The sequence below is a fragment of the Micromonospora sp. PTRAS2 genome, assembly GCF_054052245.1.
This window is the reverse complement of the sequence record NZ_JBSWBU010000024.1, coordinates 17,816-42,479: the sequence shown is the minus strand read 5'-3', so window position 1 is coordinate 42,479 and position 24,664 is coordinate 17,816. Positions and strand designations below refer to the sequence as shown.

Sequence of the window (24,664 nt, the reverse complement as noted above, 5' to 3'; positions counted from 1 at the left end):
CTTGGGTGAGGTGGACTGGGTGGGGGTGCATGCCGGTAAGGGGCATCGCACGACGACGATTCCCACCTACCCCTTCGAACGCCGGACGTACTGGGTCCCCAATGGACGAGACGAGTCGAGAATCGTCGCGACGAGCCGTCCCGCTTCCTTGAGGGAGGAAACACGCAAACCTAAGATCCATCTCTACCCGCCCGCTGAGGGAATCTCTGTCGTGAAGGACCGGATGCAATGACTGGCGAATACGGACTCAAGCGCCACTTCAACGGTGACGCCGCCCGCCTCATCGGTGGGAAGATCCGCGAGGTCCACCCGGAGTTCGACGTCGAGGACTACGCCGTCGAGGTCGAACGGCGGATCCCCGGAAAGGAGCTGAAGGACCGCGTCCTCGTCCTGGCGGAAGGGCTGCGCAGCCGGCTCCCACAGGACTACCCCGAGAGCGTGCGCATCCTCGTGTCGATCCTCGGCGACGAGCTCGCCGAGGGGGAGGGGATGTTCAACGTCAGCTGGTACCTCATGCCGGTGGCCCGGTTCGTCGAGGAGTACGGCCTGGACCACCCGGAGGTGTCCCTCGACGCCCTCGTCGAGATCACCAAGCGGCACACCGCCGAGTACGCCATCCGTCCGTACATCGAGCAGCACTACGACCTGACGATGAAGCGGATGGTCGACTGGGCGCGCGACCCCAGCCACAACGTGCGCCGCATGGCCAGCGAGGGCACCCGTCCCCGCCTGCCCTGGGCGCGCACGCTCACCATGTTCGTCAAGGACCCGCAGCCCGTCCTGGAGATCCTCGAACCGCTGCGCAGCGACCCGTCGGAGTACGTCCGCAAGTCCGTGGCGAACAACCTCAACGACATCTCCAAGGACGCGCCCGACGTCGCGTTGGCGACCGCGCTGCGCTGGCAGCAGGAGAGCCCGACGCCGGAGACTGCCTGGATCGTCCGGCACGCGCTGCGCACCCTGGTCAAGAAGGGCAACCAGGAGGCCCTCGCGATCGTCGGCGTCACCGGCGGCGAGCACATCCGCGTGCCGTCGATGCGGCTGTCGCCCCGGTCGCTGACCCTCGGCGAGTCGACCCTCATCCGCCTCGACGTCGAGAACACCGACAGCCGTCGGCACACCGTCGCCGTCGACTACGTCGTGCACCACGTGCGCAAGAACGGCCAGAGCATCCCGAAGGTCTTCAAGCTCACCACCCTCGAACTGGCCCCCGGCGAGCGCCGGACGGTGGAGAAGTCCCACCCGGTGCGGGAGGTCTCCACCCGGCGCTACTACCCCGGCGAGCACCTCGTCGACATCCAGGTCAACGGCCAGGTCCTGGCCACCGACAGATTCGACCTGCGGCTGTGAGCGCCCACCGGACCCCGCTGGCCGCCGACGACCCGGTGCTGCGCGACCACCGGATCGGCGGGACGCCCGTGCTGGCCGCGGCGGCGCAGGTCGACGCCATGCTCACCGCCTGCGACGCGGCGCGGCCCGGCGGGAGCTGGAGCCTGGAACAGGTCGCGTTCCTCGCGCCGCTGCGGGTGCCGCCCGGCACGACCGTCGAGGTCGAGACCACGCTGACCGACGACGGGGAGTGCGCGCTCGGCTCGTGGGAGCCGGGCGCGTCCAGCCCGACGCCGCACAGCCGCGCCCGGGCCACCCGCTCCGCGCTGCCGCCCCCGCACTACCTGGACGTGGCCCAGCTGCGCGCCGGCTGCGTCGACGAGGTGCCGCTGGCCGCCGTCGCCGACTGGCGGCGGGGCAGCGGCATCGAGTACGGCCCGACCTTCCACGCCATCCGCGCCGCCCACCGGGGGCCGGGCCGGATGCTGGCCCTGCTCCGCGCGTCCGGGGGGCTGACCGACCCGCACCTCGTCCCGCCGGCGCTGCTCGACAGCGTCTTCCAGTGCCTCGGGATGCTCGACGACGGCACCGCCGGGGGGTGCCTGCCCTGGTACGTGGGGCGGGTCACCGCCCGGCGGCGGGTCACCGGCACCGTCCTGGCGCTGGTCGAGCGCACCGACCCGCAGGGCGCGTCCGGCGGCGCGGTGCGCGGGCGGGCCACCGTCTGCAACCAGCAGGGCGAGGTGCTGCTCGAACTGGACCGGATCATCCTGAAGGCGCCGGGGCGGGCCGGCGGATCCGACCGCCCGGCGGGGGCACCGGCCCGGCACCGGCCGGTCCCCGCCGGGTCGGTCACCGCCGTCACCTGGCAGCCGGTCACCCCGACCCCGGAGCCGGAGCCGACCGGCGGCCACACCTGGCTGGTGTCGCGCGAGCTGTCCGGCGGGTCGCCCGACGACGGGCCCGTGCTGCTCGACCCGACGGACCTGCACGACGAGCACGTCGACCGGGCGCGCACGCAGACCCCGCCGGCCGAGGTGGTCTACGTCGCGCCGCGCGGGGTGCGCGACGCCGACGAGGCCGCCGCCGTCCTCCAGGGCGTGTTCACCCTGGTCCGGCGGCTCGCCGCGCAGCCGCCGATGCCGGCGCTCACGATCGTCACCAACGCCGCCCACCAGGTCACCGGCGGCGAGCCGGTCGAGCCGGTGCAGACCGCGCTGTGGGGGCTGGCGCGCACCCTGCGCATCGAGCACCCGCAGGTCCGCGTACGCCTGGTCGACCTCGGCCTCGGCGGTGCCACGCCCCCGCCGACGCTCGACGAGGTGCGCCACGGTGAGGCGGAGCTGGCCTGGCGCGACGGCACCTGGTATGCCCCGGCGCACCCGGCGGTCGACGCCACCCCGGGCGAGCGGGCGGGGCGGGCGGTCGGCGGCCGGTTCCTGATCACCGGCGGGCTGGGCGGCATCGGCCTGCACGTGGCGGAGTCCCTGGCCGGCGCGGGCTGCGCCCACCTCACGCTGGTGGGCCGGACGGTGCCGACGCAGGGGCCGGCGCGGGACCGGTTGGACAAGCTCGCCGCCGCCTGCGACCTGCGGGTCCTCGCCGCCGACGTGCGCGACCTGCCGGCGGCGCTGGCCGACGCGGAGCCGTTCGACGGCGTCTTTCACGCCGCCGGCGTCCTGCGCGACGGGCTGGCGCGCAGCCTGTCGCCCGAGCGCGTCGACGAGGTGTTCGCCCCGAAGATCGGCGGGGTGCACGCGCTCGACGCGGCGTTCGGTGCGCGGGCACGCCCCGGGTACGTGGTGCTGTTCTCCTCGATCTCGGCGACGCACGGCAACCTCGGCCAGAGCTCGTACGCCTGCGCCAACGCCTACCTCGACGGCTACGCCGCCCGCCGCCGGGCCGAGGGGGAGGCCTGGTACAGCCTCGGCTGGGGCCTGTGGGCCGTCGGCATGGGTGAGCGGGTCGCCGACGCGGCGGCGGCGCGCGGCATCCCGGCGCTGCCCGCCGACGACGGCGTCGCGCTCCTGCGGCACACCCTCGGGCTGCCGCCCGGCAACTACGTCCTGTCCGCAGTCGACACCCCGAAGGACGACGAGATGACGACCCCTGTGACCTCTCCCGACACCCGGCTGTGGCCGGAGCTGTCGGCGATCCTGAAGCGGACCCTGCACGTCGCCGAGGTGTCGCCCGAGGACAACCTGCTGGACCTGGGGCTGGACTCGATGATGGCGGTCGAGGTCTCCGCCGCGCTGGCCGGCGCGGGCGTCGAGATCGACCCGGCCACCTTCTTCGACCACCCCGGCGTCGGCGCGCTGCTGCGGCACCTGGAGGGGCTCCCACGCGCCGCCACCACGACAGCGCCCGCACCGCCCGTCGCGCCCCCGGCGGCCGGCCCCGCCGGGCCGCCCGCGCCGGTCGCCGTACCCCCGGTGGCGGCCGCGTCGCCCGCGGCCGTCGGGTCGGGCGGGCCGGCGGCGCACCGGTTCGTCCCGGACTGGGACCGGTTCCGTGACGACGACGGCGACGCGGTCGTGCGCCGCCCGGCCGGGCGCACCGCCGAGCCGGCGGCGGTCGACGGACGGCCCCCGGCGGCGAACGGGCGGCCCGCCGCCGCGCAGCCCCCGGCGGCGGCGAACGGGCGGCCCGCGCCGGCCCCCGCCGCCGGCCACCGCCCGGCCCCGGCCGGCCCCCCGCCGGCCGCGCCCCGGCCCGCCGGGTCGCCCGGCGTCGCCGCCCCTCTCGGCGGTGCGGTTCCCCGCCGCACCCTGCCCGGCCGGCTCGCCGACCGCCCGGACGGCACCTTCCTCGACCGGCGCATCGACGCGCTGTCGGTGGACGACCGGCTCGTCATCGCGCGGGACGACTACTTCTACGAGCCGGTCATCGAGGAGTCCAAGGGCGCCTGGATCAAGTTCGACGGCCGGTGGTTCCTCAATTTCGCCTCCTACAGCTACCTGGGGCTCATCGGCCACGACTACATCAACCACCAGGCGCAGCGCGCCCTGGAGCGGCACGGCACCGGCGCGCACGGCGTCCGGCTGCTCGCCGGCACCCTGCACCTGCACCGCGAGCTGGAGCTGGCGATCGCGCGGTTCGTCGGCGCCGAGGACGCCATCGTCTACACCAGCGGCTACATGGCCAACGTGGCGACGGTCGGCGCGCTGGTCGGGCCGGGCGACGTGGTCATCGGCGACGTCTACAACCACGCGAGCATCCTCGACGGCTACCGGCTGTCCGGCGCGACCGTCATCACGTACGCCCACAACGACCTGGCCGACCTGGAGCGGGCCCTGCGCCGGGCGGGCGACGCCGGCAAGCTGGTCGTCACCGACGCGGTGTTCAGCATGGACGGCGACGTCGCCGACCTGCCCGGCATCCTGGAGCTCTGCGAGCGCCACGACGCCCCGCTGATGGTCGACGAGGCACACAGCCTCGGCGTGCTGGGCGCCACCGGCCGGGGCATCACCGAGCACTTCGGCATCGACCCGGCCCGGATCGCGGTGAAGATGGGCACCCTGTCCAAGACGGTGCCGAGCACCGGCGGCTACGTGGCGGGCTCCAGCGACCTGATCTTCGCCCTGAAGAACAACGCCCGGGGCTGGATGTTCTCCGCCGCCGGCACCCCGATGCAGGTGGCCGCCGCGCGGGCGGCCGTCGAGGTCATGGAGGCGGCCCCGCACCTCACCGGCGAGCTGCGGGCCCGCACCGACCGGTACCGCGCGCAGCTGCGCGCCCTCGGCTTCGACACCCTCGGCAGCGTGACGCCGGTGGTGCCGATCATCTGCGCCAGCGCCGGCCAGGCCCAGGAGATGGCCCGGCTCTGCCAGCACGAGGGCATCTTCGTCCAACCCATCGTCTATCCCACCGTGCCCAAGGCGCTGCCGCGCCTGCGGACCATCGTCAACCTCAGCCACTCCGTCGACGACCTCGACCACGCCGTCGCCGTCTTCGCCGACGCCGGCCGGCGGGTCGGGCTCATCGCCTGAGGGCAGCCGGGAGCGTTCCGGTCGCGACACCACCCGTGTAGCCGGCCGCCCGCAGCGGGCGGCCGGCGGAAGAAACCCCGTCGAGAGGAGACCACAGTGAGCGACATCGACAGCAGGGCGTTCTTCGGTGCCGTCCTGAAGGCCATCGCCTGCACCCGCAACCACAACCCGGACGAGTCCGGCTACGCCGAGGGCGTGCTCGCGCCCACGGCCCGCATCCGCGAGTTCGAGAAGGAGCTGGGCGACCGGCCGCTCGGCCCCGCCGAGGTGGACCAGGTCCTCGCCTGGCTCGACTCCACGTTCCGGACCAAGCACACCCCGGCCGAGGAGCGGGAGCACTACCTGCGGCGCGTCGCCGAGGTGACCGGACAGACCCGGGCCCAGGCGGCCGTCGCCGCGTAACCGGTCGCCCTCCCCGAGCGGGCCGCGGCGTCGACACCCCCCCGTCGGCGTCGCGGCCCCGACCACCCCTTTGACCCGAGCGCCAAGGACGTCGCACATGCCGAATCTCGCCTGGTACAGCCACGAGGTCTGCTTCTGGCACGACCCCGGCCAGGGGTCGGGCTACCTGCCGGTCGGCCCGGGCATCGAACCCCTGCGCCAGTTCGCCGTCGACCCCGACCTGCGCCGCGCCGAGGGACTGGTGCGGATGGCCGGGGTGCTGGACCACTACACCCAGGTCACCCCCGCGCCGGCCGGCGACAACGACCTGCTGCTCGTGCACACCCGCGAGCACGTCGACCGCGTCGAGGCGGCCTCCGCGCTCGGTGCGGGCGACGCCGGGGTGTACGCGCACGTCAACCACCACAGCGCCCACGCCGCCCGGGTGGCCGTGGGCGCCTGCGTGCAGGCCACCGAAGCCGTGCTCGACGGGCGGCACGACCGGGCGTACTGCCTCGTCCGGCCGCCCGGGCACCACGCCGAGCCCGACCGGGCGATGGCCCTCTGCCTCTACAACAACGTGGCGATCGCCGCGCGGGCGGCCCAGCGGCACGGCGTACGCCGGGTGCTGGTGCTCGACTGGGACGTGCACCACGGCAACGGCATCCAGCGCACCTTCTACACCGACCCGGACGTCCTCTACGTCTCGATCCACCAGGAGGGGCTGTTCCCGCCCGCCTCGGGCCTGGTCACCGAGACGGGGGAGGGCGCCGGGGCGGGGCGCACCCTCAACGTGCCGCTGCCGGCCGGCTCAGGGCACGAGGCCTACCTGGCGGCGCTGACCCGGCTGGTCGAGCCGGCGGCCCGCGCCTTCGGCCCGGAGCTGATCCTCGTGGCGGCCGGCCTCGACGCGGGCGGCCACGACCCGATGGGCCGGATGATGTGCACCAGCCGGACCTTCCACGCCATGACGGCCCGGATGTGCGCCCTCGCCGACGAGCTGACCGGCGGGCGGATCGTCCTGGCCCACGAGGGCGGCTACTCGGCGTGGTACCAGCCGACCCTGGTGCTGGCCGTCGCGTCGGCGCTCGCGGGCCTGCCGGAGCCGCCCGATCCCTTCCTGCACTCGCTGGAGCACCTGCCGGGGCAGCGCCTGCGACCGCACCAGAACCGCGTGCTCGCCCACCTCGAAGCCCACCATCCGCTGCTGGCGTGAGGACGACGATGAACCCCTGGTTGCTGAAGGTGGGCGGTGGCGCACGACCGGCCGCCGCCGCAGCCGGGCCGGACGCCCCGTGGGCGCGGCTGGTGGCGCTGCCGCACGCCGGCGGCTGGCCCTCGGCGTTCCGGTCCTGGACGCGGGTCGTTCCCGCCGGGGTCGAGTTCCTGGTCGCCCAGCTGCCCGGCCGGGGCCTGCGCGCCGCCGAGCCGCTGCTGCGGCGGGTCGAGCCGCTCGTCGACGGCCTCGCCCGGGCGCTCGCCGAGCGGGACCCCCTGCCGTACGCGATCGTCGGGCACAGCTTCGGCAGCGTGCTCGGCTACGAGCTGACCCGGGCGATGGAGCGGGCGGGACTGCCGCCGCGGCACCTCGTCGTGTCGGCCCGGCAGCCGCCCTGCTTCCCCAGCGAGCCGCCGTACGGGCACCGGCGCACCGACGCCGAAATGCTGGAACACCTCGTGGACATCGGCGGCATCGCCCCCGACCTGCTGCACCGGGCGGACCTCGTGCGACCCGCGCTGGCCGCGATCCGCGCCGACCTGGAGGCCATGGAGACCTACGAGCGGCCGACCACCGGCACCGGCGTGCCGATCCTGTCGTTGGGCGCGGCGGACGACCCGATCGTCGTCGCCGACCGGCTGCACCTGTGGTCGCTGGAGACGACGGGGCCCTTCGCGCGCCGGATGTTCACCGGCGGCCACTTCTACCTGTACGAGCCATACGTCGCCGAGGCGGTGGTCACGCACCTGACGACCCACTGTTTCCCCCGTCCGGCGACACATAAAGAAAGGATCCACATTGAGCACCACGATCGAACCGCAGCACCGGGCGGGCCCCCGGGAATGGCTCGGCCTGGCAGTGCTGGCGCTGCCGACGCTCCTGCTCTCCATCGACATGAGCGTCCTGCACCTCGCGGTGCCGCACATCAGCGAGAGCCTGTTGCCCAGCGCCCCGCAGATGCTGTGGATCATCGACATCTACGGCTTCATGATCGCCGGGTTCCTGGTCACCATGGGGACCCTCGGTGACCGGATCGGCCGGCGGCGGCTGCTGCTGATCGGCGCCGCCGCGTTCGGCGTGGCCTCCGTGGTCGCCGCGTACGCCGACACGCCGGTCATGCTGATCGCCTCGCGCGCCGCCCTGGGCGTCGCCGGGGCCACCCTGATGCCCTCCACCCTCGCGCTGATCAGCAACATGTTCCAGGACGCGCGCCAGCGGGGCGTCGCCATCGCGGTCTGGGTCACCATGTTCTCCGTCGGTGTCGCGCTCGGCCCCGTCGTCGGGGGCGCGCTGCTGGAGTACTTCTGGTGGGGCTCGGTGTTCCTGCTCAACGTGCCGATCATGGCCGTGCTGCTGGTGGCCGGGCCGCGGCTGCTGCCCGAGTACCGGGACGCCGAGGCCGGCCGGCTCGACCTGGCCAGCGTGGCGCTGTCCCTGGCCGCGATCCTGCCGATCATCTACGGCCTGAAGGAGCTGGCCAAGGACGACGCGGGCCCGCTGCCGCTGCTCGCCGTCGTCGCCGGCCTGGTCGTCGGGGTGTTCTTCGTCCGTCGGCAGCGTGCCCTGGCCAGCCCGCTGATCGACCTGCGGCTGTTCCGCAACCGCCCGCTGGCCACGGCCCTCGTGGCGATGCTGTTCAGCATGCTCATCGCCGGCGGGACGTACCTGTTCGTGACGCAGTACCTGCAACTCGTCGTCGGGCTCTCGCCGCTGCGGGCCGGGCTCTGGCTGCTGCCGGCGGCGCTCGCGTTGATCGTCACGTCCATGCTGTCGCCGGTGCTGGCGGGGAAGATCGCGCCGGCCCGGGTGGTGGCCGCCGGCCTGGCGGTCTCGGCGGTCGGGCACCTGATGCTCGCCCTGCTCGACAGTCAGGGCGGCCTCACCCAGCTGGTGGTCGGCTTCCTGCTCGTCTACGCCGGTGGCGGCCCGCTCATCGCGTTGGGCACCGACATCGTCGTCGGGTCGGCGCCCCCCGAGCAGGCGGGCTCCGCCTCCGCCGTGTCGGAGACCAGCACCGAGCTGGGCATGGCGCTCGGCGTCGCCATCCTGGGCAGCGTCGGCGCGATCGTCTACCGCAGTCAGTTCACCGCCCCCGAGGGCTCGGCCGCGGGCGACACCCTCGCCGCGGCCGTCGCCGCGGCGCAGCAGCTGCCCGGCGACGCGGGCGCGGCGCTGCTGGCCGCCGCCCGGGACGCCTTCACCGGCGGCCTCAACCTCGTCGGGGCGATCAGCACCGTGATCACGGTCCTGCTCGCGGTGGCGGTGCTGACCATGGTCCGCGACCGCCCGGCCGACGACGCCGAGGCCGGCGCGGACGACGCCGTGCCGGCGCAGGCGGCCTCCTGAGGGCCGGCCGTCCCGGCGGGTCACCGCCCGCCGGGACGGCTACCGCCCGGTGGCGGCCGGCTCGGCGGGCGACGGGTCGGCCTGCGGGAGGCGGAACGGCACGGGGTCGGTGAGTTCACCGACGAACGCGCCGTCGACCCGGTCGAGGAAGCCGATGAGCGCCCACCCCCGGTCGCCGTCGGGGACCAGGCGGGGCGCGTACAGGTGCGGGTGTGGGACGGGGCGCGCGGCGGCCACGTCCCAGGGGCCGCGCACGCCCGGCGCGTCCGCCACCCAGATCCGGTGGTCGCGCAGGCGCGGGTCCGCGACGGCGTTGGTGCAGAACAGCAGGAGGGGCCGGCCGTCGACGACGGCGACCTGCGGCACCTCCAGGTGGCCGAAGCCGGCGGGCGCGGACAGCGGCGGCCGGACGGTCCAGGTGACCAGGTCGGGCGAGGTGGCGTGCCCGATGACGCCCCGGCCGCCCGCCGGGCCCCGGTTGGCGCGGGCGGTGACGAGCATGTGCCAGCCGTCGCCGTCGGGGTCGGCGAAGACCCAGGGGTCGCGCCAGGCCTGCTCGTACCACGCGTCCCGGTCGAGCAGCTCGTACCAGGTCGGGTCGGCCTCCACGAGGGGGCCGTCGCCGTGCCGGTGCCAGGTGGTCAGGTCGTCGGAGACGGCCAGGCCGACGCGCTGGACGAGGCCGCCCTCGGCGCGTCCGACGCCGGTGTAGAACAGGTGCCACCGCCCGTCGGGGCCGCGGACGGTGCAGCCGGTCCAGGTGGCCAGGTCGTCCCAGGCGGGCGCGTCGGCGGGCACGAGCGCGTCGGGGAGCAGGGTCCAGGAGCGCAGGTCGGTGGAGACGGCGTGCCCGATCGACGCCCGGTGGTGGCGGCGCTCGGGGTCGTGCAGGGCCCGGGAGGCGCGCAGGAAGAACACGTGCCACCGGCCGTCGTCGTCCTGGACGTACCAGCTGTCCCACACCCAGTGGTCCGGCAATCGCAGCATGGCCGGCAACCTATCAGTGAATCGGTTTAGCAACCACCTCGGCCGGCGGTGGCGGCGCTCACCGGTCTACGCCGGGGCCCGCCTCGGCGCGGGGACGCCGGCGGCCGGCGCGGCGACGGACCGGCGGCGGCGCAGCGGCATGGGGACGTACGACGGCCCGGCGTCGCCCCCGTCGAGCACGAGCTCCACGGCGCGACGGCCCATCCGCTCGTGCGGCAGGGCGGCGGTGGTGAGGCCGGGGCGCAGCCAGGCGGCGATGGGATCGTCGTCGAACGAGACGACGGAGATGTCCTCGGGGATGGCCAGGCCGGCCTCGCCGAGGGCCTGGTACGCCCCGAAGGCCAGCCGGTCGTTCATGCAGACGACCGCCGTCGGCCGGGGCGAGCGGGACAGCAGGGTGCGCATGGCGGCATACCCGTGCTCCGGCAGCCACTCCGCGCAGAAGCACTCGGCGAGCAGTCCGACGTCGGCCGCGGCGAGGGCGGCGCGGATCCCGCGCAGGCGGGCCGGCGCGGCGATGGAGACCTCCGGATCGCCCTCCTTGAGGCGGTTGCGGCCGATCAACGCGATGCGGTCGCGGTGGCCGTGCGCGAGCAGGGCCTCGACGAGGGCGACGGCCGCCTGCTCGTCGTCGGGTAGCACGCAGGGCAGCTCGTCGGGGCTGACGGCGTTGAGCAGCACCACCGGGCCGCCGAGGATGGCGGGGGGCACCGTGAGCCGGCGGGTGGCCATCGCCGCGTAGACGACGCCGTCGACCTGGCGGTCGAGCATCGCCTCGATGGCGTACCGCTCGAACGCCGCGTCGCCCTGGGTCTCGGTGATCAGCAGCACGTGGTCCCGTTCCCGGGCGGCGTCCAGCGCGCCCCGGATCAGGTCACCGGCGAACCGGGTGGTGGCGACGATGTCGGAGACGAACGCGATGGTGGCCGTCTTGCGGGTGCGCAGGCTGCGCGCGGCCATGTTGGGCCGGTACCCGAGCTCCTCGGCGGCGGCGAAGACGCGTTGGTGGGCCTCCGCGGACAGCCGGGTCCCCTCCCGCCCGTTGAGCACCATCGAGGCGGCCGTCTTCGACAGTCCGGCCAGCCGCGCGACATCGGCCAGGGTTGCTCTGTTGCGGCCCATGACTCCTCCGAATCACCGCGGCGCGTCCGGCGCCGCCCCGTCACATCATCATGCGCGGGTCACGAGGGCCACCCCGGCGGGTGGGTGACGGGCCGCGGGACATGTGAACCGGCCGTTTCCGAGTCGTTGCGAACTCGTCCTTGACAGGTTCGGAGCGCCGCGCGCATGCTCTGCTAAATCATTTTAGCTACGCCGTTCGGTCGTGCGGAAGGGCACCTCGACCCTCCCCGTGATCATGTCGACCGGCTCGGTCGCGACCCGCAGGGCGGGCCGCCCGGGCCGGCACGACACGGTCGGGGCCGGTGCGCGCCGGCCCGCCGGGCGGCGTGACGCGGCGTTGAAATCAAGGAGTGGTTGACGTGCCGGATTTCTCGACCAGGTTCTCGCGGCGCGGCCTGGCACTGCTGGTGCCGGCCCTGGCCGCCGGCCTGGTGATGAGCGCGTGTAGTGCACCAGGGTCGGACCAGCCCTCGTCGACCGGGTCCGACGCACCCGTCAGCACCGAACTCGGCACCGGGCCGATCACCCTGGAGCTGTACGCGGAGACCGGCTTCCCGCTGGTCAAGGCGCTGGCCGACGAGTTCACCAAGCAGCACCCGAACGTGAAGTTCAACATCCGCGAGGACCAGTTCACGGTGATCACGGAGAACGCGCCCCGGGTGCTCGCCTCGGACAACGCGCCCGACATCATCCGCCTGCCCACCATGGTCGACCTGGTCAAGGACGACCTGCTGAAAAACCTCGACCCCTACGTCGCGGCCTACGGCTGGGACAAGTTCCCCGCCTCGCAGCTCGTCCAGCTCCGGCTGGCCGACGGCGGCAAGGTGCGCGGCTCGGGCTCGCTGTACGGGCTGGGCCTCGGCTACAGCGTGACCGGGGTGTTCTACAACAAGAAGCTGGCCCAGCAGGTCGGCATGACCGAGCCCCCGGCCACCGTCGCCGAGTTCGAGGAGCTGCTGGCCAAGGCCAAGGCCGCCGGCGTGCAGCCGATCGTGCAGTTCAACAAGAACACCGCGGGCATCAACTTCCCGCACCAGGCGCTGCAGAACCAGTTCGGCGACCCGGCCCAGATCGCGGACTGGATCTTCCAGAAGCCCGGCGCCACCTTCGACACCCCCGCCGCGCTGAAGGCCACCGAGACCATCCAGCGGTGGGCCAAGGCGGGCTACTTCACCAAGGACGCCAACGCCCTGGACTACGCCACCATGGTCGGCGACTTCACCAAGGGCGGCGGCCTGTTCATGTTCAACGGCGACTGGGAGTCGGGCAACCTCGACAAGAACATGGCCGGCAACGCGGGCTTCTTCCTGTTCCCGACCGAGGCCGCCGGCGGCAAGCACGTCGCGATGTCCGCGCCGAACACCTTCGGCATCGGTGCCCGGGCCAAGAACCCGGACGCCGCCGCGTACTTCCTGAACTGGGCGCACACCGACGCCAAGGCCCGGGAGATCTCCGTGAAGGTCGGCGGGTCCAGCCCCGGCGGTCCCGCCGAGCTGTCCCTGCCGCCCGTCACCGAGGGCACCGTGCTGGCCGAGACGCTCAAGGCGTCGCAGCAGCTCGGCGCGGAGAACGGCGCGGTCGACTTCACCGCGAACGCCACCGGCGGCATCTTCGCCGCGGCGATCACCCCGGAGCTGCAGAAGCTGATCGCCGGGCAGCAGACCCCCGAGGGGTACGTGAAGGCGGTCCAGGCCGAGTACGAGAAGGAACTGTCCCGATGACCGCTGCCGTCGGCGGCACCGCCGCCGGTGTCCCGACCGGCGGCGCGGACCGGCAGTCACCCGTGCGGCCCCGCCGGAGGCGGCGGGGCCGCACGGCCGGGTGGCTCGGCTGGCTGTGGGTCCTGCCGGCCCTGCTCATGTACGGGTTCTTCGTGCTGCGTCCGCTGCTGCTCACGATGCAGTACTCGCTGTACCGCTGGAACGGCATCGGCCAGGCCGAGTGGGTCGGGCTGACCAACTACCTGACCGTGTTCACCGACAGCGACCTGCTGAAGATCATCGGGAACGCGTTCGTCCTGATCGTCTTCTTCAGCTTCGTCCCGGTCGCCCTCGGGCTGCTGGTCGCCAGCCTCGTGCGCCGGATGAGCGGCGGCCCGTTCGGCACCGTGGTGCGTACCGTGCTGTTCCTGCCGCAGGTGATCCCCCTCGTCGCGGCCGGCATCGCGTGGAGCTGGCTGCTGTCCACCGACGGCCTGGTCAACCAGGTGCTGCGGGCGGTCGGCCTGGGCGGGGTCACCCGGGCCTGGCTCGGCGAGTTCGACACGGCGCTGCCCGCGGTGGGCGTGATCGGCACCTGGGTGATGCTCGGCCTGTGCACGATCCTGCTCGTCACCGGCATGAGCAAGATCGACCCGGCGCTGTACGAGGCGGCCCGCATCGACGGCGCCGGACCGGTGCGGGAGTTCTTCGCCGTCACCCTGCCGAGCCTGCGCCAGGAGGTCGGCGTCTGCCTGACCGTGACCATCATCGCCGCCCTGGCCAGCTTCGACATCGTCTACATCTCCACCAGCGGCGGCCCCGGCATCCAGACCACCGTGCCCGGCCTGGAGATCTACCGGCTCGCCTTCTCCCAGCGGCAGGTCGGGCTGGCCTCCGCGCTGTCGGTGGTGCTCATGGTGCTGGTGCTGGCCTGCGTGCTGCCGATCCAGCGGCTGACCCGGGAGGACAAGGCATGAACCTCACCAGCCGCAGCGAGCGACTGACCGGCCGGATCTTCCTGATCGCGCTGGTCGTCGTCACGCTGCTGCCGTTCCTGAGCATGCTGTCGGCGGCGTTGCAGCCGCGCGGCACCGTCCCCACCGGACTGGCCTGGCCGGCGGACCCGCAGTGGGGCAACTTCGCCGACGCGTTCACCGCCGCCAACATGGGCGCGCTGCTGCGCTCCAGCCTGCTGATCGTCGTCGGGGTCGTGCCGATCGGCGTGGTCATCGCCACGATGGCCGGATTCGGGCTGGGCCACCTGCGGGTGCCCGGCGGCCGGATCGCCTTCGGCCTGCTGCTGCTCGGCCTGACCCTGCCCTTCGAGGCCGTGGTCACCCCGCTGTACTACCAGATGCGCGACCTCGGCCTGCTCAACACCCGGTGGGCGATCATCCTGCCGCTGATCGGCCTGTACATGCCGTTCTCGGTGTTCTGGATGCGGGCGCACTTCGCCACCGTGCCCAAGGAGCTCTCCGAGGCGGCGCGGGTCGACGGCAGCAACACCTGGCAGTTGTTCTGGCGCGTCCACGTGCCGCTGGCCCGGCCCGCCATCGCGTCGCTGACCATCCTGCTGTTCCTGTGGACCTGGAACCAGTTCCTGCTCGCCATCGTGCTCGTCGACGACGCCACGAAACGCACCATGGCCGGCGCGCTCGGGGCGTTCCAGGGGCAGTGGGGGACGGATCTGGTGCTGCTGTGCGCCGGCTCCCTGCTCATCCTCACCCCCACCCTCATCGTGTTCCTGATTTTCCAACGCCAGTTCATCAAGGCCCTCATCCAGGGATCGCTGAAGGGATAGCGCGTGACGACGCCTGCACCGGTCCACGGCGACGCCGACGAGGGCTTCGGCCCGGTCGTCGACGTCTTCCGGGACAACTTCACCGCGCGCGGCGACGTGGGCGCCGCGGTCGCCCTCTACGTGCGGGGCCGCAAGGTCGTCGACCTGTACGGCGGGCTCGCCGACCCGCGCTCCGGCCGCCGGTGGGCCGCCGACACCCCGGCGGTCGTCTTCTCCTGCACCAAGGGGATCCTGGCGGTCTGCGCGTACCTGCTGGTCCAGCAGGGCCGACTCGACCTGGACGCCCCCGTCACCCGGTACTGGCCCGAGTTCGGCCAGCACGGCAAGGACGGGATCCCGGTGCGCTGGCTGTTCACCCACCAGGCCGGCCTGCCGGCCCTGGACCGGCCGCTGACCCGCGCGGACGTGGTCGCCTGGACGCCGGTGATCGAGGCGATCGAGGCGCAGCCGCCGCTCTGGCCGCCGGGCACCGCGCACAGCTACCACGCGATGACCTACGGCTGGCTGGTCGGCGAGGTGATCCGCCGGGTCACCGGGCAACTGCCCGGCGCGTTCTTCCGCGCCGCGCTCGCCGACCCGCTCGGCCTGCGTACCTGGATCGGCCTTCCCGACGCCGAGCGTGCCGCGGTGGCCTGGATGCTGGCGCCGCCGGCCGGCGCGGTGCCGGCCCCGGACCCGGTCGCCGAGCGGGGGCTGACCATGAACGGCGCCTATCCCTTCCCGGCCGACGACGAGGGCCTGGTCAGCTTCAACGACCCGGTCATCCAGGCCGCCGGGATCCCGGGGGCCGGCGCGGTCAGCACCGCCGAGGGCCTGGCCCGGCTCTACGCCGCCGCCGTGTCCGACGTCGGCGGCGGCCCACGCCTGCTCACCGTCGCGTCGGTCGACGACGCGACCACGCCCCGGGTCTGGGGCCAGCAGCGCTACGGGCCGCCGGACGGGGGGCAGCGCTGGGGGACCGGCTTCCTGCTGGACTCCCCGCCGGCCCGGCCGCTGCTGGGCGCGCGCAGCTTCGGCCACGACGGCGCGGGCGGCCACGTGGCCTTCGGCGACGACGCCCACGAGGTGGGCTTCGCGTACGTGGTCAACCAGATGGGCGGGGTGGACGACGAGCGGGGCGACCGGCTGGTCGCCGCCGTGCGCCGGTGCCTGGAGGGCTGACCCTGCACCGGGTACGGCAACGCGGACGCCGTCCGGCCCGATCCGTCGGCCCGCGCCGACCCGTCGGGTGCCGGGCGGCGGGTCGGCCCGGACGGAGCGGCCGCGAGGTCCACAATGGCGCGATGAGCATGGGGGAGGGTGGGCCGGCCGCCCTGGACTACTACCTGGTCCATCCGGGCCCGGCCGGCGGCGAGCCGCGCGGCCGGCCGGAGGGCGTGGTCGTCGAGGAGTTCGTGTTCGCGGCGGACCACTCGGCGGTGCGCCTGCACAGCGCCGCGTGGACCCCGCAGGACGGCGGCTGGTGGAGCTCGGCGGACTTCAGCCGGACCATGCGCCTCGACGCCGCCCTGCGCAGCCGGGTCGTCGCCGTGCCCCGCCGCGCGGCGGCGGCCACCTACCGCGAGCTCGGCGGCGGCGAGCTGCCCGACGAGGCGACGCTGCGTGGCCACTTCCACGACTCGACCCCGCTGGCGACGGCACCGCTGCCGCTGGCATCCGGCCGTAGCGCGGCCGGGTTCGCCGAGACGCGGGTCCACCGGGTCCTGTTCGCCGACGCGCTGGGGCCGGACGGCCTGGCGCACCTGCGCGCCACGTGGCGGATGACCGTCACGGGCGACGCGGCCGACCCCGGGGCCCGGGTGCTCGGCGTCGCCCGGCGGCGCGTCGGCGACGACGCGTTCACCTGGCACCTGCGCCGCATCGGCGCGGGCGGGCCGTGGTGCCTGGACCTGACCGTCGACCTGGCCGGCGGTCGGGACGACACCGTCCGGCCGATGCTGCGGGAGCTGACCACGACGCTGCGGATGCGAGGGCTGCTGCCCGTCACCGTCGAACGCTTCTCCTGACCGCCCGGCGGGGGCGCGCGCCGGGCGGCCAGGAGGCCGGGAGGCGGCGGCTCAGGACGCCGGTGACGGGCTGACCGCCGCGCACGCGGCCAGCGCCTCGGCCGTCTTCGGGTCGCCGGAGTCGATGTCGGCGGGGTCGACGCCCCGGTTGCTCAGGCAGGTGCGGTAGGCGGCGCGGCGACCATCGTCCCGCCCGCCCCCCGGCGCGCCGGAGCCGCCCGGCCGGGCGCCCGGGCCGCCACTGGGCCGCACCGAGGCGCACGCCTGCTGCGCCTTCTCCCACGTGGCCTCGTCGACGCCGTCGGGGCGCCCCATGCCCGGTCCGCCGCGTCCCGCGCCCGCCGAGGCGTCCGGTCGGGCCGAGGGACGCGCGCTGGGGAAGTTGGACGGCCGGGCCGTCGGGAAGCCGGACGGCCGCGCGCCGCCCGAGGGCAGGGTGACGCCGTTGTCCTGCAGGCAGTCCCGGTAGGCGGCGAAGGCGTTCTGGCCGCCCTGCCCGTTGTCGCCGGTCGGGGCCGCCGCGTCGTCCGTGCCGGCGCACGCGGTCGACAGCGCCAACGCGACGACGGTCAGCGCGGTCGCGAGCAGGCGGCCTCTTCCAGACAACGACATGGGAAACTCCTCAACCTTCTCCGGGGCCCGTCCAGGTAACCGGGCCCACCTCACCGGCCGCTCGGTCCCGGCTCGGAGTTGCCTCGGAGTCCGCGCCGCACCACGGCGACGGCTCGTCGGCGCCGCACCCCGGCGGCTCGTCGGCGCGGCAACCCGCCGGGCCGGGCGTTCCCAGGCAACTCCGAGCTGAGGCCGAGCCGATGCCGAGCCGTGGTGGGCAGACTGGCCGCCCATGGGAGACGGCCTGAACCGACGGTGGCGCACCCGGCGTGCTCGTCGGGGCGTGGCGGGCGGCGCCGCCCTGCTCCTGCTCGCGGCCGGCGGCGCGTGGCTGCTGACCACGAGCGTCGATCCGACGCCCGCCCGCCCGGCGACCGTGGCCGTCGACCGGGGCCCCGTCGCCGTCGAGGTGGCCACCTCGGGCACCGTGACACCGGCGACCACCCGCGCCCTGGGCTTCTCCGTCGTCGGCACGGTGCAGACCATCTCGGTGCGGCCGGGCGACGTGGTGCGGGCGGGACAGCGGTTGGCCGCCGTCGCCGACGACGACGCCGCGACGGCCGCCGAGGCGGTGGACGAAGCCGAGGACGACCTGACCGAGGCGCGGGACGCGCTCGACCGGGCCCGCGAGGACACGGCCGACGGGGCGGCGGCCTGCCCGACCGGTGCCGGCGTACGACCGGTCGCCCTGCGCTCGGCCACCGCCACCGCGACCGCGCCGACTCCCGGTGCCTCCGCCAGCTCCGCGACCGCCTCCCCGACGCCGACCGCCACCGGGCCGACGCCCGCACCGACGGCCACCGGCGGCCGGTCGACGCGCCCGTCCGCGTCCGGCCCGCCCGCGTCCGCGCCGGGCGGCACCTGCGCCGGCGGCGGCGCGGCCGGCTCCGCCGACCCGATCCTGCAGGCGCAGCGCCGGGTCAACCAGGCCGAGGCGAGCCTCGCCGAGGCGCGGGAGACGCTGGCCGGCACCACGATCACCGCGCCGATCGCCGGCACCGTCCTGTCCGTCGCCGGGAAGGTGGGCAGCCAGGTCGGCCGGGGCAGCACCTTCATCACCCTCGCCGACACGTTCGCGATGCAGGTCGAGGCCAGGTTCCCCGAGGCCGACGCCGTGGCCCTGGCCGTCGGGCAGCAGGCGACGCTCACCCTCCCCGACCGACCCGACCGCACCTTCCCGGCGACCGTCGTCCAGGTCGACCCGGTCGGCGTCAGCGACGGCAGCCTGGTCCGCTACGGCGTCGTGCTCTCCTTCACCGAGGCGCCGCAGGACCTGCTCGTCGGGCAGAGCGCCGCGGTGACCGTCGAGACCGCGGCGGTGGCGGACGCGGTGCGGGTGCCCTCCACGGCCGTACGCGACGTCGCCGGTGGGACCGGCACCGTCCGCGTCGGCGTCGAGGGCGCGCCGCGCACCGTCACCGTCGGGCTGCGGGGTGGCCGGTTCACCGAGGTGACCTCCGGCCTCACCGCCGGTGAGCTGGTGCTCCGCTCCTGGTGACAGCGGGGACACAGCTTCCGCACAGGGCGCGTGGAGCAGCCTCCGGTAGGCAGTGGTGGTGCGAACCGACATTCTCCGGCCACCTACCGGACGGGCCGCCACGGCCGTCGACGGCGCCTGCGCCGCGCGAGTCCTCGTGGTCGACGACGAACCGAACATCTCCACGCTGCTCGCGGTCACCCTGGGGCTCGTCTCGTACGAGACCCGGGTGGCCGCCAGCGGCCGGGCGGCGCTGGCCCTGGTCGAGGAGTTCGACCCGCACCTCGTGGTCCTCGACGTGATGCTGCCCGACGTGGACGGCTTCGAGGTCGCCCGCCGGCTGCGCGCGGCCGGCCGGCCGGTGCCGGTGCTCTTCCTCACCGCGCGGGACACCGTCGAGGACCGGGTGACCGGGCTGGTCGTCGGCGCGGACGACTACGTGGCCAAGCCGTTCAGCCTCGAGGAGGTGGTGCTGCGCATCCGGGCCATCCTGCGGCGCAGCCACCCGGAGCAGCCCGCGGCCGCGCCGCCCGTGCCCCCGCCCCCGGCCGTCCTGCGCTACGCCGACCTGGAACTCGACGACGACGCGCACGAGGTGCGCCGGGCCGGTCGTCCGGTCGACCTGTCGCCGACGGAGTTCCGGCTGCTGCGCTACCTGCTCACCAACGCCGGCCGGGTGGTCAGCAAGGCGCAGATCCTCGACCGGGTCTGGAACTACGACTTCGGCGGGGACGGGCGCATCGTCGAGTCCTACGTCTACTACCTGCGTCGCAAGATCGACAAGCTCGGGCCGCCGCTGATCCACACCGTGCGCGGCGTGGGGTACACGCTGCGGCTGCCGCGCGGCGACGAGTGAGCCGGCGGCCGATCCGCCCCTGGGCGCGCTGGACGCTGCGGTCCCGGCTGGTCCTCCTCGTCGGGATCCTCGCCACGCTGGCCCTGCTGGGGGCGAACGCCGCCGGGCTGGTGCTGCTGCGCGGATACCTGGTGCAGCGGGTCGACCAGCAGCTCACCGGGCTGGCCCGCCCCTTCACCGCCGCCCCGCGCGCCGCCTCCGGGTTCCCGGCGGGGGGCGCGACCACCGGCGGGCCGCGCAACCCCGGCCGGTTCGCGCGCCTCGGGCCGGACCAGTTGGTCGTCCACTACCGGGCCGACGGCACCCGGGACCCCGACCGCAGCAGCACGCCGTCGGCCGCCGCGCCCGATCCCGGCCCGCTGGCCGAGGTGGCGGCGCGGGCCCGGACCGGCCGCCCGTACACCGTGGCCGGCGACGGGGGCGCGTGGCGGCTGCTGGCGGTCCCAATCGGCGACGGCGGGGAGGTCGTGGTGCTCGGCGCGTCCCTGGCCGAGGCGGAGCGGACCGTCGACCGGCTCGTGGTGATCGACGTCGCGGTGACCGGCAGCGTCCTGATCGTGCTGGGCCTGCTCGCCGCCTTCGTGGTCCGCCTCGGGCTGAGCCCGTTGACCAGGATGGAACGCGTCGTCGCGGGCATCACCGGCGGCGACCTGGCCCGCCGGCTGCACGACACCGACCCGCACACCGAGCCCGGTCGCCTCGGCGCGGCGGTGAACCTCATGCTGGACCGGATCGGCACGGAGATGACCGCCCGCGCCGCGGCCGACCGCCGGCTGCGCCAGTTCGTCGCCGACGCCTCGCACGAGCTGCGCACCCCGCTGACCTCGATCCGGGGCTTCGCCGAGCTGTACCGCCGGGGCGGCGCCCCGCCCGGACCGGCCCTGGACGAGGCGATGGGCCGGATCGAGGCCGAGGCCGCCCGGATGGGGGTGCTCGTCGAGGACCTGCTGCTGCTCGCCCGGCTGGACCGGCACCGCGCCCCGGTGCTGCGCCCGGTCGACGTGCTGGAGGTCGCCGCCGACACCATCCGCGACGCGCACGCCCGCGCCCCGGGGCGGCGGGTCCGGCTGACCACGCTCACCGAGGACGACGAGACGTTCGAGCCGCCGACCGTGCTCGGCGACGAGCACCGGCTGCGCCAGGTCGCGGCGAACCTGGTCGGCAACGCCATGCAGCACACCGGGCCGGGGGCGCGGGTGACCGTCCGCATCGGCCGGCTGCCCGCCGCCGTGGCCGGCCCGCCGCCCGCGCCGGACCGGGGCGGCGTGGTGGTCCGGTCCGGTCCGGCGCCCGCACCGCCCGCCGGCGGGCTGGCCGTGCTGGAGGTGCACGACGACGGCCCGGGCATCCCCGCCGAGCACGCCACCCGGGTCTTCGAGCGGCTCTACCGGGCCGATGCGAGCCGGGGCCGGGGCGACGGCGGCGGCTCCGGACTCGGCCTGTCCATCGCGGCGTCGATCGTGCACGCCCACGGCGGCTGGATCGAGCTGCACAGCGGCCCCGGGGCGGGCACCGCCTTCCGCGTACTGCTGCCCGTCGCCGGCTCCCCGGCGGAGGGCGACCGGCCGGCGCCGCCGGTCCCCGACGCGCCGCCGCCGACTCCGAGCCAGCTATGAGGTGACGTCGAAGATCCTCCGAGGCAGGGCCGCCAGGATCCCCTCCATGCGTGCACGCCTGCCGGCGGCCCTGCGCCGGCCCACCGTGGCGGTCAACGCCGTCCTGACCCTGTTGCTGGTCGGCGGCGGCACCTGGGCCTGGCTGTCCGTGCGCGGCGACGCGTCGGCGCGGGCCGGGACGACCGGCGGCACCCGGACGGTCCAGGTCTCCCGGGGCACGGTGACCGCGACGGTCACGGCGGACGGTTCGCTGGAGAGCGCCGCCACCGCCACCGCCACCTTCACCACGGCCGGGACGGTCACCTCGGTCGCGGTGACCGTCGGTCAGAAGGTACGCAAGGGGCAGCTGCTCGCCGAGGTCGACCCGGCCGCCGCCCGACGCGACCTCAAGGTGGCCCAGGCGAACCTGGACGCCGCCGAGGACGCGCTGGACCGGGCGCGGGACGCCGGCTCCGACACCTCCACGGCGGAGAACGAGGTGACCCAGGCCGAGCTGGCCGTCGACGAGGCCGAGGCCGCGGTGGAGGGCACCCGGCTCACCGCGCCGATGGCCGGCACCGTGGTCGCCGTCAACGGCACCGTCGGCGGCCCGTCCGGCGGCTCGTCGGGTTCCGGCTCCTCGGGCTCGGGCTCGTCGGGTTCGTCGGGCTCCGGTTCGTCCGGGGCGGCCTCCGGCGGGTCGTCCGGCGGCACCTCGTCCGGCTTCGTCGACCTCGCCGACCTGTCGAAGCTCCAGGTCACCGCCGCGGTCGCCGAGGCCGACGCCACCCGGCTCAAGGCCGGCCAGCCGGCCACCGTCACCTGGAACGCCCTGGACGGGGCCACCGCCACCGGCGAGCTGCGGGCGATCGACCCGCAGGCCACCACCGCCAACGGCGTGGTCACCTACGGGGTCACCCTCGGCGTCGCCGACCTGCCCGCCGGGGCCAGGCCGGGGCAGACCGTGCGGGTGGCCGTCGTGACCGGCACGGCCGAGAACGTGCTGCTGGTCAACTCGGCCGCGGTGAGCGGCAGCGGCGACCGGCGGATCGTCACCGTGCTCACCGACACCGGCCAGGAGACCCGGCGGGTGCAGGTCGGCCTGGCCGGCGACCGGGCGTACGAGATCACCTCCGGGCTCACCGAGGGGGAGCGGGTCGTGCTGCCCGAGACCAGCACCTCCGGCACCAGCGGCGGCCTGACCGGCGGCGGGGGCCGCTTCCCCGGCGGCGGAGGATTCCCCGGCGGCGGTTTCCCCGCCGGGGGACAGGGCGGCCCCCGGGCCGGCACCGGGACCCGCTGATGGAGCCCCGGACCACGCCGCGCCATCCGGTCCTGGACGTCCGCGCGCTGACCAAGGTGTACGGCGAGGGCCCCGCCGCCGTCCACGCGCTGCGCGGGGTGTCGTTGACGGTGGACGCCGGCGACTACGTGGCGATCATGGGATCCTCCGGGTCCGGCAAGTCCACCCTGATGAACATCATCGGCTGCCTCGACGCGCCCTCCGGCGGCAGCTACCTGCTCGACGGCGTCGACGTCGGTCGCCTGGCGGACCGCCAACTCGCCCTCGTGCGCAACCGGCTCATCGGGTTCGTCTTCCAGGCGTTCAACCTCACCCCCCGCACCAGCGCGGTGGCCAACGTCGAGCTGCCGCTGGCGTACGCGGGCGTGCGGGCGGGGCAGCGGCGGCGTCGGGCGCTCGCCGCGCTGGACGCGGTGGGGCTGGCCGACCGCGCCGACCACCACCCCAATCAGCTCTCCGGCGGGCAGCAGCAACGCGTCGCGGTGGCCCGCGCGCTGGTCACCGAGCCCGCGCTGGTGCTCGCCGACGAGCCCACCGGCAACCTGGACAGCCGCTCCACCGAGGACATCCTGGCGGTGTTCGACCAGCTCAACGCCGCCGGCAGGACGATCGTGCTGATCACCCACGAGCCGGAGGTCGGCGACCGCGCCCGGCGGCTGATCCGGCTCCTCGACGGCCGGGTCCGCTCCGACGAGCGCCAGGACCGCACGGGCCGGCACGCGGCGGTGGCCGGCCGATGACCGTCACCGAGACGATCCGGTTCGCCCTGCGCGGCGTGGCCGCCAACAAGCTGCGCTCGGCGCTGACCATGCTGGGCATCCTCATCGGCGTCGCCGCGGTGATCCTGCTGGTCGCCGTCGGCAACGGGTCGGCGCAGGCCGTCACCAGCCGGATCGAGGCGCTGGGCACCAACACCCTCACCGTGACCGGCACCAACCGCGGCTCGGCGCCGGGCGGCCTGACCGTCGAGGTCGCCGACGCGCTCGCCGACCCGGTGCTCGCCCCCGGCGTCCGTTCGGTGTCCCCGCTGGCGACCACCTCCACCACGGTGACCTACGAGGGCGCCGACCACGAGGTCGCCCAGTTCGTGGGCACCCGGCCGGGCTGGTTCGCCGCGTCCAACTCGCCGGTGGCCGCGGGGGCCGCGTTCACCGCCGACGACGAGGCGCAGGCCCGCCGGGTGGTCGTCATCGGGCAGACCGTCGCCGACGAGCTGTTCGCCGGCCTCGACCCGGTCGGCCGGCAGGTCACCGCCGGTGGGGCCCTGTTCACGGTGGTCGGGGTGCTCGCGCTGAAGTCCTCGACCGGCTTCCAGGACGCCAACGACACCGCCATCGCGCCGCTGAGCGCCGTGCGGGAGGTGCTCACCGGGTACGGGCCGATCAGCTCGATCCTCGTCGAGGCGGCCGACCCAAGTGAGGTGGACGCCGTGCAGGCCCAGATCTCCACGGTGCTCGCCCAGCGGCTGCCCACCACCGGTTCGGCCAGCGCGCCGTACCGGATCCAGAACGCCGCGCAGCTGTTGCAGACCCAGACCGAGACGGCCGACACCTTCACCACCCTGCTCGGCGCGGTCGCCGCGATCAGCCTCCTGGTCGGCGGCATCGGGATCACCAACATCATGCTCGTGACCGTCACCGAACGGACGCGGGAGATCGGCATCCGCAAGGCGCTCGGTGCCCGGCGCCGGACGGTGCTGACCCAGTTCCTGATCGAGGCGACCCTGCTGAGCCTCCTCGGCGGGGCGCTCGGGGTGGCCGCCGCGCTGCTCGGGTCCCGGTTCACCATCGTCGGTGTCCGGCCCGTGATCGTGCCCAGCTCCGTCGCGCTGGCCCTCGGCGTCTCCATCGCGATCGGCCTCTTCTTCGGCGGCCTGCCGGCGGCGCGGGCGGCCCGGCTGCGCCCCATCGACGCCCTGCGCTACGAGTAGGCCAGCGTGCC

20 protein-coding genes and 1 pseudogene are annotated in these 24,664 nt (G+C 74.9%); 18 read left to right on the top strand and 3 right to left on the bottom strand.

Annotated features, from left to right (window positions below; all coding sequences use genetic code 11):
- From ACVMYR_RS32360 to ACVMYR_RS32330, 7 genes and pseudogenes are all read left to right on the top strand, one after another.
- The coding region (locus ACVMYR_RS32360; protein ID WP_457123614.1) for a hypothetical protein at positions 1-232 on the top strand (232 nt) is incomplete at its 5' end.
- Positions 229-1,350: a DNA alkylation repair protein gene (locus tag ACVMYR_RS32355; protein ID WP_077937877.1), complete on the top strand. Its 1,122-nt coding sequence runs from the start codon at positions 229-231 to the stop codon at positions 1,348-1,350. The genes ACVMYR_RS32360 and ACVMYR_RS32355, both read left to right, overlap by 4 nt.
- Complete coding sequence (locus ACVMYR_RS32350; protein ID WP_457123613.1) at positions 1,347-5,318, top strand: bifunctional SDR family oxidoreductase/pyridoxal phosphate-dependent aminotransferase family protein; 3,972 nt, start codon at positions 1,347-1,349, stop codon at positions 5,316-5,318. Before ACVMYR_RS32355 ends, ACVMYR_RS32350 begins: the two co-directional genes overlap by 4 nt.
- A gap of 96 nt (positions 5,319-5,414) precedes the next feature.
- Positions 5,415-5,720: a hypothetical protein gene (locus ACVMYR_RS32345; RefSeq protein WP_077937879.1), complete on the top strand. Its 306-nt coding sequence runs from the start codon at positions 5,415-5,417 to the stop codon at positions 5,718-5,720.
- 97 nt (positions 5,721-5,817) lie between these two features.
- Complete coding sequence (locus ACVMYR_RS32340; RefSeq protein ID WP_457123612.1) at positions 5,818-6,915, top strand: class II histone deacetylase; 1,098 nt, start codon at positions 5,818-5,820, stop codon at positions 6,913-6,915.
- A gap of 8 nt (positions 6,916-6,923) precedes the next feature.
- Positions 6,924-7,658, top strand: a pseudogene (locus ACVMYR_RS32335) (thioesterase II family protein); the annotation flags it as partial.
- A 154-nt stretch (positions 7,659-7,812) separates the two neighbouring features.
- Positions 7,813-9,264 (top strand): MFS transporter, encoded by a 1,452-nt coding sequence (locus tag ACVMYR_RS32330; RefSeq protein WP_457123615.1) that lies wholly within the window; start codon positions 7,813-7,815, stop codon positions 9,262-9,264.
- A 39-nt stretch (positions 9,265-9,303) separates the two neighbouring features.
- Here the strand turns inward: ACVMYR_RS32330 and ACVMYR_RS32325 are convergent, their stop codons facing one another.
- Together ACVMYR_RS32325 and ACVMYR_RS32320 are read right to left on the bottom strand one after the other, a co-directional pair.
- On the bottom strand, positions 9,304-10,251 hold the full coding sequence (locus ACVMYR_RS32325; RefSeq protein WP_457123611.1) for a glycoside hydrolase family 68 protein: 948 nt from the start codon (positions 10,249-10,251) through the stop codon (positions 9,304-9,306).
- Positions 10,252-10,317: 66 nt separating this feature from the next.
- Positions 10,318-11,373, bottom strand: a complete 1,056-nt coding sequence (locus tag ACVMYR_RS32320) for a LacI family DNA-binding transcriptional regulator (protein WP_077937883.1) — start codon at positions 11,371-11,373, stop codon at positions 10,318-10,320.
- Between the two features lie 359 nt (positions 11,374-11,732).
- Between ACVMYR_RS32320 and ACVMYR_RS32315 the strand changes: the two genes are divergently transcribed.
- The 5 genes from ACVMYR_RS32315 (at position 11,733) to ACVMYR_RS32295 (ending at position 16,880) form a co-directional block, all read left to right on the top strand.
- Positions 11,733-13,094 carry an ABC transporter substrate-binding protein gene (locus ACVMYR_RS32315; RefSeq protein WP_396793268.1) on the top strand — a complete coding sequence of 454 codons (1,362 nt, stop codon included), beginning with the start codon at positions 11,733-11,735 and terminating at the stop codon, positions 13,092-13,094.
- Complete coding sequence (locus ACVMYR_RS32310; protein ID WP_077937884.1) at positions 13,091-14,050, top strand: carbohydrate ABC transporter permease; 960 nt, start codon at positions 13,091-13,093, stop codon at positions 14,048-14,050. The genes ACVMYR_RS32315 and ACVMYR_RS32310 overlap by 4 nt, the downstream gene beginning before the upstream one ends.
- On the top strand, positions 14,047-14,874 hold the full coding sequence (locus ACVMYR_RS32305; RefSeq protein ID WP_043963505.1) for a carbohydrate ABC transporter permease: 828 nt from the start codon (positions 14,047-14,049) through the stop codon (positions 14,872-14,874). Before ACVMYR_RS32310 ends, ACVMYR_RS32305 begins: the two co-directional genes overlap by 4 nt.
- Before the next feature lie 3 nt (positions 14,875-14,877).
- The gene (locus tag ACVMYR_RS32300) at positions 14,878-16,035 is read left to right on the top strand and encodes a serine hydrolase domain-containing protein (RefSeq protein ID WP_457123610.1); all 1,158 of its coding nucleotides are present in this window, start codon (positions 14,878-14,880) and stop codon (positions 16,033-16,035) included.
- A 122-nt stretch (positions 16,036-16,157) separates the two neighbouring features.
- Positions 16,158-16,880 (top strand): hypothetical protein, encoded by a 723-nt coding sequence (locus tag ACVMYR_RS32295; protein ID WP_457123609.1) that lies wholly within the window; start codon positions 16,158-16,160, stop codon positions 16,878-16,880.
- Between the two features lie 51 nt (positions 16,881-16,931).
- Here ACVMYR_RS32295 and ACVMYR_RS32290 read toward each other — a convergent pair whose 3' ends face one another.
- Complete coding sequence (locus ACVMYR_RS32290; RefSeq protein ID WP_457123608.1) at positions 16,932-17,492, bottom strand: hypothetical protein; 561 nt, start codon at positions 17,490-17,492, stop codon at positions 16,932-16,934.
- A 232-nt stretch (positions 17,493-17,724) separates the two neighbouring features.
- Here ACVMYR_RS32290 and ACVMYR_RS32285 point away from each other — a divergent pair, with 232 nt between their 5' ends.
- From ACVMYR_RS32285 to ACVMYR_RS32260, 6 genes are all read left to right on the top strand, one after another.
- Complete coding sequence (locus ACVMYR_RS32285; protein ID WP_457123607.1) at positions 17,725-18,990, top strand: efflux RND transporter periplasmic adaptor subunit; 1,266 nt, start codon at positions 17,725-17,727, stop codon at positions 18,988-18,990.
- A gap of 70 nt (positions 18,991-19,060) precedes the next feature.
- Entirely contained in the window at positions 19,061-19,825 is a 765-nt protein-coding gene (locus ACVMYR_RS32280) for a response regulator transcription factor (RefSeq protein ID WP_077937893.1), read from the top strand.
- Entirely contained in the window at positions 19,822-21,441 is a 1,620-nt protein-coding gene (locus ACVMYR_RS32275) for an ATP-binding protein (protein ID WP_457123606.1), read from the top strand. The genes ACVMYR_RS32280 and ACVMYR_RS32275 overlap by 4 nt, the downstream gene beginning before the upstream one ends.
- A gap of 46 nt (positions 21,442-21,487) precedes the next feature.
- Positions 21,488-22,723 (top strand): efflux RND transporter periplasmic adaptor subunit, encoded by a 1,236-nt coding sequence (locus tag ACVMYR_RS32270; protein ID WP_077937888.1) that lies wholly within the window; start codon positions 21,488-21,490, stop codon positions 22,721-22,723.
- A complete protein-coding gene (locus ACVMYR_RS32265) occupies positions 22,723-23,463 on the top strand; it encodes an ABC transporter ATP-binding protein (RefSeq protein ID WP_457123605.1) in 741 nt (246 codons plus the stop codon). The genes ACVMYR_RS32270 and ACVMYR_RS32265 overlap by 1 nt, the downstream gene beginning before the upstream one ends.
- Positions 23,460-24,653, top strand: a complete 1,194-nt coding sequence (locus ACVMYR_RS32260; protein WP_457123604.1) for an ABC transporter permease — start codon at positions 23,460-23,462, stop codon at positions 24,651-24,653. The genes ACVMYR_RS32265 and ACVMYR_RS32260 overlap by 4 nt, the downstream gene beginning before the upstream one ends.
- Positions 24,654-24,664 lie beyond the last annotated feature (11 nt).